Below are 12,279 nucleotides of genomic sequence, written 5' to 3' on the forward strand. Positions count from 1 at the left end.
AAAGGCCCGAATTCCTGCGGAATCCGGGCCCCGCCCATGAAGCATGGCCAGGTCTAGCCAAACGTGCGTTGACGCGCCTTGATCGACTCGACGTAGCGTTTGGTGTCGTCGTACATGCCGTACTTGCTGACGGAGTACTGGCCCTGGTAGTAGCCTGCGATCGCAGTGTCCAGGTCCTTGCTGGTGGCGATGAGTGCACGGATGATGGCCACACCGGCCGTGGCATTGTCGTACGGATCCAGGAGGTTGAGCTTCCGGCCCACCAGGTCGGAAGCCCACTGTCCGGACGACGGAATCACCTGCATGGTGCCGATGGCATTGGCAGGGGAGACGGCGCGCTGGTCGAAGCCGGACTCCTGCTCAGCGAATGCCAGGGCCAGGGACGGGCTGACGCCCATGCGGCGGGCGGTATCGGCAACGATGGTCTTCATCTCGGCCCTGCTGGGAACCGGCGATGCATTCAACAGCGCCTTGTTTTCGTTCGCGGAGCTGACCACGGCCGGCGGGTAGGTGAAGCCAAGGAAGGTGCTTGGGACCAGGGGCTTGGTGTCCCCGGCCGGCTGCAAGGCACCGCTGCCCGGAACCGTCAGCTTCTGCCCGGGGTAGATCACGGTGGTGGCCGTGACGTTGTTCGCGCTCATGAGCGCGGACAGGGAGACTCCCAGGCGTGAGGCAATGGCACTCAGGGTGTCGCCTGCCTTGATCGTGTAGCTGCCGGTGTTGGCGAGGGCCGGCGACGGCGCAGCCGGCGTGGCGGGTGCCGGGGCCGACGGCGCCGGGGCGGTACCGCCCCCGCTGACCTTGATCTTTTGGCCGGGGTAGATGATGGAGCTTCCGCTCAGGTTGTTCCAGCTGAAGATGCTGGACAGGGGGACGCCGTGCTTGGCCGCGATGGCGCTGAGGGTGTCACCGGGAACCACGGTGTAGGTCGCGGCGGCGTTTGTTGCCGGTGCCGGGGCGGCCGGGGCAGGTGCCGGTTGCGCCGGCTTGGGGGCGCTGCCGGTGAGCTTGATGGTCTGCCCGGGGTAAATGATCGTGGTGGCGGTGAGGTTGTTCAGCCGCAGGAGATCGTTCGTATCCAGGTTGAACCGGTACGCGATGGCACTGATGGTGTCGCCTCTGACGATCTTGTAGGTGTCCGGCGTCGAAGGGGCCATCGGTCGCAGCGCCGAAGGCAGCGTGGAGGCGACGGACTGCGCCGGAATGACAGCGGCCTTTTGTGCCGCTTGGGCCTGCATGGCCGCAGCGAGGGTAGCGGGGATCTTGCGCTGTAGCGGAGCCGGCGCTGCGGTGGCCGGCTGGGCCACGGCGAGCGAGGACAGGACCACGGCAGGAAGCGCAGCCGTGGTAGCCGCGATTACCGGCATGCTCATGGTTCGTTTCGTCGGGCGGGGCGTGGTCATGGATGGTGTCCTCGTCTAGGCAGCGGAGATGGTCAGTGTGACCGCTGTTACCAGTGTTGCCAATGTTACTAATGTTGTATGTGATACGAATGTGATCAGTGTGAATCTCTCACACTTATTCCCGTGGCACAAGAAATCCGCTGGATTCCGGAAAACAAAAAGTGAAATGCCCTCCCGCGATCCGGCCGCATGCTTTTCCTGCGGGGCCTTTTACTGTCGGCTAGGCGAGCGGCGGGTTGGCGTGGCAACCTTGTTCCGTGAGTAATGTAGAAAGCCTTGTTTCCGACTGGTTGCCTTTGCCTGATGTTGCCGAACTGCTTGATGTCAGCATCACCAAAGTGCACGGACTGCTTGATGAGCGCGCGCTGGTGGCCATCAAACGCGGTGAACGGAAAATTCGTTCCATCCCTGCTTTGTTCATCCAGGACGGGCATGTAGTTGACAGCCTTAAAGGCACAGTGGCCGTCCTGGGCGACGCCGGCTACAGCGACGAAGAACTGATTATCTGGCTGTTCACCCCGGACGAATCCCTGGGTGGCCGTCCCATCGACGCGCTGCGGGAAGGCCGGAAGACCGAAATCCGGCGGCGTGCACAGTCCCTGGCGTGGTAGCTGGCCCGTTCAAGGCCACAACTGAAGATGCCCGACGGCGGCAAGCAGCCGCCGTCGTGCATCTTCAGTAAATCGAAACCCGGGAAAGCTTCTTTAAGCAGCTCGGCTGACCGCGGCTTCCGCCAGGCGGCGGAGCGCCGTCAAGGGCAACTCTGCCAAGGGGAGTTGTTCCAGCGCCGCGAAAGCTGTGTTGCTAAGTTCCGCAATGAGGGACTCCGTGGCTTCCAGTGCACCGCATTCGACAACAATGTGACGGATCCGGTCAACTTCAGCCTGGTCCAGGTCGGGTTTTCCAAGCACTTGGTCTACGTAGGCGGCGTCATCCGCCGAAGCCATGTTGATGGCGAAACCAACCAATACAGTGCGCTTGCCCTCGCGGAGGTCATCCCCGGCAGGCTTCCCGGTGGTCTCCGGATCCCCAAAGACCCCCAGAACGTCGTCACGCATTTGGAAGGCCTCGCCCAAGGGCAGCGAGAAGTCCGAGTAGCCCGCGAGCAGTTCTTTTGAGGCTCCCGCCAAGGCCCCGCCCAGCGCGAGTGGATGCTCCGTGGAGTATTTTGCCGATTTGTACCTGATGATCGCCTTGGCGCGCTCTACCGAGCCGGACCGGTCCCGGACGGGTCCGGCCACTTCTTCGAGGATGTCCAGGTATTGGCCTGCCATGACCTCGGCGCGCATCAGGTTGAAGATGCGGCGGGCTTCGGTGCCTGCGGCGGCCCGAAGTCCCACGCGCGTGAAGGCCTCTTCACTGAAGGACAGGCAAAGATCGCCGGTGAGTATTGCTGCCGCCTGACCGAAGCGTTCAGCGTCCAAGGCCCAGCCGTTGTCCGAATGCAGTTGACTGAAGCGCTTGTGGACGCTGGGGCCGCCCCGCCGGGTATCGGAGCGGTCAATAATGTCGTCGTGGATCAACGCGGCGGCCTGGAACAGTTCAAGGGCACAGCCGGCTGTGAGGATTTCGTCATCCCCGGCTGCGCCGCCGGCCCCCCGCCAGCCCCAGTAACACATCAGGGCGCGCATCCGCTTGCCTCCGGACACGAGGTTGGAGATCGAGTCCAGCAGCGGGGCAACGTCCGGTGAAATGGGGGCCATAAGGTCCTGCTGGGCGGACAAGAAGGAAGTCAGTTCTCCCGAAACGCCTGCGATGAATGCTGACTGCTCTTCGGCTAGTTGTTCCACGGGACTCACTTAACGGAACCGGCCGCCACGTTGGCGCCAATAGTGAAGGTGGAAACGCCTTCCTTCTGCCGCACGGACAGGTTCACGGTTTCACCATCGCCCCTGATGAAGTCGATCGACGTGACGTTGCCCACCGCTTCAGGACCAGGAACCACCTTGAAGCCCTGGGCCTCCAAGGATGCCTTGTAGAACTCCACCACTCCCTCCGGCGGAGCCTTCACGGTGCCCACCAGTGCCACCGTGGCGGGGGAGGCTGCTTTATCGAAGCTGCTGGACCGGACCGAGGTCTTGGGCATGACGGGGATCAACTGCTGGGGGAAACCCTCAACCAGCGCTCCGACCGTAGCGGTTGCGCTCGGCGCCGGTGCCGGGGCCGTGCTGCTTCCGGAGGGCGTTGCAGTTGCAGAGGCACTGCCCGCAGAAGGTGACGCCGAAACGGGCGCGCTGGATGATGCTCCGGAGGAGGGGGCGGCAGAACCGCCGGATGGCTGGGTGCAGGCCGAGGCCGTTATGGCAACGCCAACGGCGAGCAGGGCGAGCCCTCGCGTTCGGGGAGTTCCAGAGAGCTTCACGGGGATGTCCTTCCTTGGGGTGACACCGGGGCTTGGCGTGGGCTGACGCCGGGCTGAGCCTCCAGTTTAGTCAGTGGCCGGGCATAGTATTGCCGTTGTGAGGCACGATGTACCGGGACCCGGCCCTGGAGATAGCCGGAAGTCCCACCGCACCCCGGAAGAATTGCTGCAGCAGATGCGTCGGACAAGCATTCTGCACGTGGACATGGATGCCTTCTTCGTGTCCGTCGAATTGCGCAGCAGGCCTGACCTGCGGGGCAAACCCGTGATCGTCGGCTTCCCGGCTGAGCGATCGGTGGTGCTCTCAGCGTCCTACGAAGCCAGGGCGACCGGCGTCAAGTCGGCAATGCCCATGGCCATCGCCATGCGGATGTGTCCGGCCGCCATCATCATCGAACCGAGGCACAAGCTCTACTACCAGGTCTCCGGGCAGATCATGAATATCTTCTCGTCCATCACGGACCTCGTGGAGCCACTGAGCGTGGATGAGGCGTTCCTTGATGTCAAGGGAGCCATCCGACGCCTGGGATCCCCCTTGGACATCGGGCACATGATCCGGGCCCGGGTTCAGTCCGAGCTTGGCATCACGGCCTCAGTGGGCATCGCCGGCACCAAGTTCGTGGCCAAAATAGCTTCCACGCGGTGTAAGCCGGACGGCATCCTGCAGATCGATGCGGAAGATACCCTGTCCTACCTTCACAGCCTTCCGGTGAATGCCTTGTGGGGCGTGGGTGGCCGAACAGGCGAAGTCCTTGCCCGCCTCGGTATCAGGACCGTTGCCGACGTTGCAGCAACTCCCGTGGCGTCCTTGAAGAAGGTCCTCGGAGCCGCCGGCGAGCACGTGCACAGGCTCTCCCTGGGAATCGATCCCCGTCCCGTGACGCCCACCCGCTTGGAAAAGAGCATCGGAGCGGAGGAGACGTTCAGCACGGACACCACTGATCCCGCACTGCTCAACCGTGAGTTGCTGAGGCTTTCCCATCGCACCGCCACCCGGCTCCGCAGCTCGGACATGCTGGCCCGTACCATCGCCTTGAAGCTGCGGTATGCGGACTTCTCCACCGTTACCAGAAGCCGGACCCTGCACACGCCGGTTGACAGTGCCCAGTTGATCTATGAGGTGGCAGTTGGTTTGCTTGAGTCGCTGGGGCCGAGGGCCCAGAGCGTGCGCTTGGTGGGCGTCAGGGCAGAACAGTTGGAACCGGCCGCACGGACGTCCATGCAATTGAGCCTGGATGGCAGGGACGACAACTGGAGGGCTGCCGAGCAGGCCCTTGACCGGGTAGCTGAGCGTTTTGGTTCAAAGACACTCCTGCCGGCCGCTCTCCTGGAACGGGCGAGGCAGGCGGAAGACCAATGACTCCGGCCCCGGCATTGCCCGCAATGCCCCCGTCAGGTGTGCTCAGGCCGTCTTTCAGAACAGCGCTGGACAAACTATCCTAAGGAGTACAAATATCCAGATCGTCTGGACTGCTGATCGGAAAGTTCGGGTCCCGGGAAATCCGCCAGGGCGGCGGGGGTAACGGGGAACGAATTTTCAGGCTTGTTCGTTCTGAATCACAGACGCACAAGCCACGGTTTTTCCAGACGCCGGCTGACTTAAGGAGGTCGCGATGCCCCTGTCGGAGCACGAACAGAAGTTGCTCGAACAACTTGAGAAGCAGCTTCATGAGGACGATCCAAAGTTTGCCAACACCATGGGTTCGGATCCCATCCGCAGCTGGTCCACCAGGCACGTCATCATAGGTGTGCTGGGCGCCATTGCAGGCATCCTTTTGTTGCTCGTTGGAGTGTCACTCCAGCAAATCTTTGTGGGAGTTCTGGGTTTCATTGTCATGGGGGCCGGCGTGTACTTCGCCACACTCCGCGGTACGGCATTCGCCAAGGGGCGGAAGGGCAAGCCGGGCAAGGCCAAGTCGAAGAGTTCCTTCATGAGCAGCCTCGAAGAGCGCTGGGACGAACGCCGCCGGGACGACTCCTGACCGTTCGCCTTTTGCCGACGCGCTGATGGATGCTGCCTGACAGCCTCCAAGCCGACTTGCTTCCGGGCGACTTGTTCAGTCTGCGTGGCCAGCCAGCATTTTCAGTGAGCTTGTTCAGTCAGCCCCTATTGTTGAGTCAGCGACCTGCCGGTCCTTGATTCTTTTCTTATGAGTCCTCGATTGATGCGGGGCGCCCTGGAGTTGTGGAGCGCCCAACATCCTGGAATCACAGCTTTGTTGAATCCGAGCATTCCCGAAGCCGATCATTGCCGGGCCCGTTGCGGGTCCTTTTTCTGTTTAACGGACCGCTCTGTTTAGCGGACCGCCCCGTATAAACGCCCGCTCTGTTGAATGGCCCGCTCTGCGGTCCAGGCCCGCAGCCCGGTCCTGTGGCCCGCGGCGCCCTCCACTTCCATCCTCGGGGACGTTCTTACTCCACTTGTCCCCACTGCGGCCCCGGCCAGGGCGGCATGCGCTTGGTTCTGCGCTGCTCCCGCCCCGGACAACGCGCCCGGGGCGGGACTGAGCCTCCACCTCGCCCCATCGCCGGGAATTCCGCGTCACGGCGCCGCTCTGGAAACCCAAAGTGGTGGAGAAACGCGTCCATCTACGTTGACTGTGGTGCTTTGTGGAGTAAAGTGGAGCGCATAAGAGGGTAATGGCATAGCAGGGTATGAGCGGGCACCTTAGTTGAGGGGCGGTGGGCCGGTGTTTCTTGGCACCCATTCGCCGCGTCTCGATGAGAAGGGCCGGATCATACTTCCCGCCAAGTTCCGTGAGGAGCTTGCGGCGGGCCTGGTCCTCACACGGGGGCAGGAGCGATGCATTTACGTCTTCAGTCAGAAGGAATTCGAACGCATTCACGAATCGATGCGGGAGGCACCGCTGTCCTCCAAGCAGGCTCGTGATTACATTCGGGTCTTTCTGTCCGGGGCCTCTGACGAAGTACCTGACAAGCAGGGGCGCGTGACGATTCCGCCGGCGCTTCGGGCATACGCAGGGCTTGGCCGCGAGCTGGCTGTTATTGGAGCCGGTACCCGGGCCGAGATCTGGGACGCCGAGGCTTGGAATGAGTACCTCGCCGAGAAGGAAGCTGCCTTCTCAGAAACGGATGACGACCATCTTCCGGGCTTCTTCTAGCCGGTAGGGGGAGTCCTCCTGTTCTTGGATGGGATCTCCAGCCGCCCATCGTTCTGCTTTCCTGGCTCAACTTCCCCGGAGCCAGGCCGGCGGGACGGTAGGCGCGGATGGGGATCCGATCCAAGAAAGACGCAAGCAGGGCTAGTGAGGAAAGAGGAGGCAGCGTGGAGGAGCAGGACGCGGCGAAGCCGACATCGGAACGCCACGTGCCCGTCTTGAAGGACCGCTGCATCAATCTCTTGGCTCCCGGTTTTGAAGCCGCACGGAAACGCGGGGAAACGCCGGTAGTCATCGATGCCACGCTTGGCATGGGCGGCCATTCCGAAGCCATGCTGCAGCGCTTCGGGGATCTGCATCTGGTGGGAATCGATCGCGACGAAGAGGCCTTGGCGCTTGCCGGTGCGCGACTTGAACCCTTCAGCGCACGTACGGACCTGGTTCATGCCGTCTATGACGAGATAGCCGACGTCCTGGAGGATCTCGGCATTGCCGAAGTCCACGGCGTCCTCATGGACCTGGGTGTTTCCTCCCTGCAGCTTGACGAGCGGGAGCGAGGCTTCGCCTACTCCTATGATGCTCCGCTGGACATGCGCATGGACACTAGCCGGGGCCAGACAGCGGCAGACGTAGTCAATACGTACAGCGAAGAAGACCTGGTGCGCATTATCCGTAAGTGGGGCGAGGAGAAGTTCGCCGGAAGGATCGCCAACAGGATCGTTCGAGCCCGCGAACAGAAGCCGTTTGCGACCACCGGTGAGCTGGTCGAAGAGATCCGGGCCGTAGTCCCAGCTGCCGCTGCAAAGAGCGGTGGCCACCCAGCCAAGCGAACCTTCCAGGCCTTGCGCATTGAAGTCAACGAGGAACTGGATGTCCTGGAGCGGGCCGTTCCGGCAGCAGTTGCGGCAACGGCGTTGGGGGGCCGGGTCGTGGTGATGTCCTACCACTCCCTCGAAGACAAGATCGTGAAGTCCGTCTTCCAAGCAGGTTCCAAGTCTTCGGCTCCCTTGGGTTTCCCCGTTGAATTGGAAGAGCACAAGCCGGAACTCAAAACCCTTACCAAAGGCACTGAGGTGCCTACCCCAGCGGAAATTGCCGAGAACCCACGCGCGGCGTCTGCCCGGTTGCGGGCCGTGGAGCGCATCAAACCGAGGAGAGTCGTATGAGCACCGCCGCAGCTAAGACAATGCCCTCGGTTGTGGGCAACACGGCGCGCGTCCTTCCCGCGGGCAAGCCGGACACCGCCCGGAAGCCGCGCACGCCACTTTCCGTGGTGCGCAGTGCACCCGGCAAACGCCGCACGCCCGTGGTTGTTTTGTGCGTCCTGGCGTTGGCTGCGGCCCTGCTGACGGTACTGGTCCTCAATATCTCCGTGTCCACCGCGCAGTACCGCTTGGTGCAGCTTAAGGCCGAGGCGGCGACCCTCACCAAAGAGAACCAGGACCTGACACAGAAGAAGCAGAACTTCGAAGCTCCCCAGAACCTGGCTGCCAAGGCGGCAGAATTGGGAATGGTCCAGTCCACTGTCAAAGGCCAGATTGATGTGAACACCATGACGGTTACAGGCAAAGCCACTCCTGCGGTCAAGGGAGACAATCCCTCGGCCCTGATCGCACCCCCGGCGATCGCCGGCCAGCTTGATGTGGTTCCCTCCGTGACTACCAAGGAGCCGCTGGAGAACCTGAAACCGTCCGCGCCTGCGGCAAGCGCACCGGCAGCTACTCCGCCGGCCGCCTCAACGGCTCCGGCCGCGCCGTCTGCTGAGCTTCACGGCGGATCCGTACCGGCTCCGCAGCAGAAGGCGCCCGGCCAGTAACCAACCGTCCACCGATTCAACGCCAGCAGCAAGGAACCAACGTGGCGCATAACTCCGGCAAAACCAAGAAGACGAAAGTGCCGGTGGCCAGGAAGCGCCTCCGGGTTGGTTTGGGGATCATGCTGACCTTGCTGCTGGTGGTTGGCGGCAAGCTGTTCATGGTCCAGGGACTGGACATGGGCGGAATGGCAGAAGCTGCCCTGGCCAGCAGGCTCACGCCCCAGGTGCTCCCGGCCGAGCGCGGCAAGATCGTCGACGCGAACGGAACAGTCCTGGCGAGCAGCGTGATCCGTTACAACATCGTGGTGGATCAGGTCCTCAATACCGCTACCTCCGACTTCAAGCGGTATAACCAGGACACTGAGACCGTTGAGACGATCACCAGGGACCAGGGCATCTCGGAACTGGCTACCCTCCTGGGTTCCGACGTCGCGAAGGTGCGGGACTCACTGACCGGCGACAAGAAGTACGCCGTAGTGGCCAAAGACATCAAGCCGGAGCTCGAAGACCGCATCACCAAGCTTCGGATCCCGGGGGTCTCGGCAGAGGGCGTGAGCAAGCGGGTCTATCCCAACGGCAGCGTGGCCGGGGGGGTTGTTGGCTTCCTGCAGGATGGAACTACGGGCCAAGCCGGAATCGAGCAAACCCAGGACGAGATCCTGCGTGGCACCGAAGGCAAGCGTGTCTTCGAGATCGGCGCCGACGGCCTGCGGATCCCGGTCGCCACCGACGAGCTGACTCCGGCAGTGGACGGCAGCGACGTTAAGCTGACCCTCAACACCGACATCCAGTACTTTGCCCAGCAGGCAATCCAAAGCCAGGTCAACAAGCTCAACGCCGAATGGGGCGTCATTGTGGTGATGGACGCCAAGACCGGCAACCTGATCGCTTTGGCAGATACGAATGCCCCGGACCCCAACGATCCCGGGAAGGTCGATGCCAAAGACCGCGGCGTGCGGGCAGTGACTGCCGCTTACGAGCCCGGTTCGGTGGAGAAGATGATCACGGCGGCAGCGGTCATCGAAGAAGGCAAGTCCAGCCCCCTGGACCATTTCACTATCCCGTCGTCCTACACGATCGATGGCCAGACCTTCACTGATGCTTTCGAGCACGGGACCGAGGAACGCACGCTGGCCGGCATCCTGGGCTGGTCGATGAACACAGGCACCGTTATGGCCGGCAGCAGGTTGAGCAAGGAACAGCGCTATGACTGGCTGAGGAAGTTCGGCATCGGCGAGAAGACCGAGGTGGGCCTCCCGGCTGAAGCCACGGGCATCCTCGCAAAACCGGAGCAGTGGGACGACCGCCAGCAGTACACGGTGCTGTTCGGGCAAGGCGTTTCGCAGTCGACGCTGCAGACGGTGCGCGCCTACCAAAGCATCGCCAATGACGGCGTCATGCTCCAGCCGAGGCTCATTGACAGTTACATCGATCCCGACGGCGTGGAACAGAAGGTGCCGGCCAAGGATCCCCGGCAGGTGGTCTCCAAGGAAACGTCGCAGCAAGTGCGGGATATCCTCGAAAGCGCCGTGACCGAAGGGCAGATCAAGGACGCCGCGATCGACGGCTACCGGGTGGGGGCGAAGACGGGAACGTCCCAGGCTCCCCGTGAAGACGGGCTCCCTGGTTTTGACGGCTACACGGCATCGATGGTCGGAATGGCACCCATGGACGATCCCAGGTTCATTGTGGAAGTCGTCCTGCAGCGCCCGAAGGGAAGCATCTACGGCATCACCAACGGTCCCGTGTTCCGGTCCGTGATGTCCCAAGTGCTGCGGACCTATAACGTCCCGCCGTCCACCGGTACACCCGCGCGCTTGCCGCAGTTCGTCAAGTAAGCTTCTTGGGCGCCTGTTTCGGCCCAGGATCAGATCCCGCACCACCGAACGGGCGCCGCTGGCCCCCAGCCGGTCGTTCCACTGAGCACCATTGGAGAACCACGTGTCAGAGCACCATCAGGCAGATTCCAGCGCCACGACGCCCGACGACGGGGAGCCCGGGTTCCGGCCCCGGTCGGTAGCGGCCGTGCCGTTGTCGGAGATCGCCGAAGTGCTCGGCGTCACCGTTCCGGAGCAGGATTCGGGCGGGGGAGTGACGGGTATTTCTCTTAATTCCCGGGCTGTTGAGCCAGGGGACCTCTACATGGCGTTGCCGGGAGCCTCGCGCCACGGGGCCGACTTCGTGCCCCAGGCAGTGGAGTCCGGTGCCGTTGCGGTGGTGACGGACGACGCCGGTGCCCGCCAGCTTGCGTTGGCAGGCGAGCAGCCCGTTCCTGTCCTGATCGTCCAGGAGCCGCGTACCGCCGTCGGGCGATTGTCCGCCCTTATCTACCGGAGCCAGCCCGCAGAAGGTGGCCACCCCACCCTTTTCGGTGTCACCGGAACCAACGGAAAGACAACCACGACCTACTTCATCAATGCCTTGCTGCGTGCGCTCGGCAAGACGCCCGGCCTCATCGGGACGATCGAGATCCTTGCCGGCGGCGATCCCATCCCAAGCCTGCTCACGACGCCCGAATCCACCGATGTCCACGGCCTCTTGGCGCTCATGCGCGAAAGGGGCCTGGAGGCGGCGTCGATGGAGGTGTCATCCCACGCCATTTCGTACCATCGCGTTGACGGAGTGATGTTCGACGTCGCGGGTTTCACCAACCTCACGCAGGATCACCTGGATCTCCACGGTGACATGGAAGAGTATTTCCGGACCAAGGCCGAGTTGTTCACGGCAGCCCGTGCCCGGCAGGCCGTGGTGACGGTCGATGACGGGTGGGGCCGCCAACTGGCACGCATGGCGGACATTCCGGTCACCACGCTGTCCACCACCCCTGATGACGTGGAGGCGGACTGGCACGTTGCCTCGGTTGCTTCCCAAGGACTGGGGACGGAATTCGAGCTCGTGCACAAGGACTACGGGTCGCTGCGCGTGCACACGGGCCTGCCCGGTGATTTCAACGTGGCCAACGCTGCTTTGGCGACTGCCATGGTGGCGGCTTCCGGTGTTGACCTTGAAGTGCTCCAAGCGGCACTTGACCAGCACGATCCCTTCACGGTTTCCGTGCCGGGCCGCATGCAGCTGATCTCCACTGCGCCCGCGGCAGTGGTGGATTTTGCCCACAACCCCGATGCCCTTGCCCGCGCGTTGAAGGCTGTCCGCTCAGCCGAAGAGGGTTCACGGGTCATTGTGGTCTTCGGAGCCACCGGGCAGCGGGACCAAGGCAAGCGGCCCACCATGGGAGCGATCGCCGCGCGACTCGCGGACGTAGTCATCATCACTGACGATGACCCCCACGACGAAGACGCAGCCGCCATCCGTGCGGATGTCCTCGCCGGGGCACGTGCCGCCGTTGAGAAGGAAGGACTGGACAGCGAAATTGTCGAGTCCCACCCCCGTGACGAAGCCATCAGGCTTGCTGTGGAACTGGCCACTTCCAAGGACACCATCCTTGTGGCCGGCCGTGGCCACGAAGTGTGGCAGGAGGTCAAGGGAGTCAATCTGGCACTGGACGACAGGGTGGAACTGCGGGCCGCCTTGACATCCAAGGGATTCAGCGTTTCAACGGACCAGCGGATAGAGTCCTAA

The 12,279-nt window shown here is 62.9% G+C and carries 11 protein-coding genes; 8 read left to right on the forward strand and 3 right to left on the reverse strand.

Annotated elements, in window-relative coordinates; all coding sequences use genetic code 11:
* Positions 1-53 precede the first annotated feature (53 nt).
* Positions 54-1,403: a lytic transglycosylase domain-containing protein gene (locus QN084_RS19655; RefSeq protein WP_062096097.1), complete on the reverse strand. Its 1,350-nt coding sequence runs from the start codon at positions 1,401-1,403 to the stop codon at positions 54-56.
* Positions 1,404-1,660: 257 nt separating this feature from the next.
* Between QN084_RS19655 and QN084_RS19660 the strand changes: the two genes are divergently transcribed.
* Complete coding sequence (locus QN084_RS19660; RefSeq protein ID WP_031216816.1) at positions 1,661-2,014, forward strand: Rv2175c family DNA-binding protein; 354 nt, start codon at positions 1,661-1,663, stop codon at positions 2,012-2,014.
* 93 nt (positions 2,015-2,107) lie between these two features.
* Here the strand turns inward: QN084_RS19660 and QN084_RS19665 are convergent, their stop codons facing one another.
* Positions 2,108-3,202 carry a polyprenyl synthetase family protein gene (locus tag QN084_RS19665; RefSeq protein WP_069695343.1) on the reverse strand — a complete coding sequence of 365 codons (1,095 nt, stop codon included), beginning with the start codon at positions 3,200-3,202 and terminating at the stop codon, positions 2,108-2,110.
* Complete coding sequence (locus QN084_RS19670; RefSeq protein WP_062096104.1) at positions 3,199-3,765, reverse strand: hypothetical protein; 567 nt, start codon at positions 3,763-3,765, stop codon at positions 3,199-3,201. The genes QN084_RS19665 and QN084_RS19670 overlap by 4 nt, the downstream gene beginning before the upstream one ends.
* A 175-nt stretch (positions 3,766-3,940) precedes the next feature.
* Here QN084_RS19670 and dinB point away from each other — a divergent pair, with 175 nt between their 5' ends.
* From dinB to QN084_RS19705, 7 genes are all read left to right on the forward strand, one after another.
* The gene (dinB, locus tag QN084_RS19675; protein WP_069695362.1) at positions 3,941-5,125 is read left to right on the forward strand and encodes a DNA polymerase IV; all 1,185 of its coding nucleotides are present in this window, start codon (positions 3,941-3,943) and stop codon (positions 5,123-5,125) included.
* Positions 5,126-5,378: 253 nt separating this feature from the next.
* Positions 5,379-5,747 (forward strand): SCO2097 family morphological protein, encoded by a 369-nt coding sequence (locus QN084_RS19680; protein WP_021473375.1) that lies wholly within the window; start codon positions 5,379-5,381, stop codon positions 5,745-5,747.
* A gap of 708 nt (positions 5,748-6,455) precedes the next feature.
* Positions 6,456-6,887, forward strand: a complete 432-nt coding sequence (mraZ, locus tag QN084_RS19685; RefSeq protein WP_021473374.1) for a division/cell wall cluster transcriptional repressor MraZ — start codon at positions 6,456-6,458, stop codon at positions 6,885-6,887.
* 164 nt (positions 6,888-7,051) lie between these two features.
* Complete coding sequence (rsmH, locus tag QN084_RS19690; RefSeq protein WP_069695344.1) at positions 7,052-8,050, forward strand: 16S rRNA (cytosine(1402)-N(4))-methyltransferase RsmH; 999 nt, start codon at positions 7,052-7,054, stop codon at positions 8,048-8,050.
* Positions 8,047-8,700 (forward strand): cell division protein FtsL, encoded by a 654-nt coding sequence (gene ftsL / locus QN084_RS19695; protein WP_062096110.1) that lies wholly within the window; start codon positions 8,047-8,049, stop codon positions 8,698-8,700. Before rsmH ends, ftsL begins: the two co-directional genes overlap by 4 nt.
* A 41-nt stretch (positions 8,701-8,741) precedes the next feature.
* A complete protein-coding gene (locus QN084_RS19700; RefSeq protein WP_069695345.1) occupies positions 8,742-10,538 on the forward strand; it encodes a peptidoglycan D,D-transpeptidase FtsI family protein in 1,797 nt (598 codons plus the stop codon).
* A 103-nt stretch (positions 10,539-10,641) separates the two neighbouring features.
* The gene (locus tag QN084_RS19705; RefSeq protein WP_069695346.1) at positions 10,642-12,279 is read left to right on the forward strand and encodes a UDP-N-acetylmuramoyl-L-alanyl-D-glutamate--2,6-diaminopimelate ligase; all 1,638 of its coding nucleotides are present in this window, start codon (positions 10,642-10,644) and stop codon (positions 12,277-12,279) included.

Source organism: Paenarthrobacter sp. R1 (genome assembly GCF_030264015.1).
Lineage (GTDB): Bacteria > Actinomycetota > Actinomycetes > Actinomycetales > Micrococcaceae > Arthrobacter > Arthrobacter ureafaciens.

What these genes read in the sequence shown, in the direction of transcription:
- QN084_RS19655 (WP_062096097.1), bottom strand. Translation starts at nt 1,403, where the DNA reads ATGACCACGCCCCGCCCGACGAAACGAACCATGAGCATGCCGGTAATC.
- dinB (WP_069695362.1), top strand. Translation starts at nt 3,941, where the DNA reads ATGCGTCGGACAAGCATTCTGCACGTGGACATGGATGCCTTCTTCGTG.
- QN084_RS19680 (WP_021473375.1), top strand. Translation starts at nt 5,379, where the DNA reads ATGCCCCTGTCGGAGCACGAACAGAAGTTGCTCGAACAACTTGAGAAG.
- ftsL (WP_062096110.1), top strand. Translation starts at nt 8,047, where the DNA reads ATGAGCACCGCCGCAGCTAAGACAATGCCCTCGGTTGTGGGCAACACG.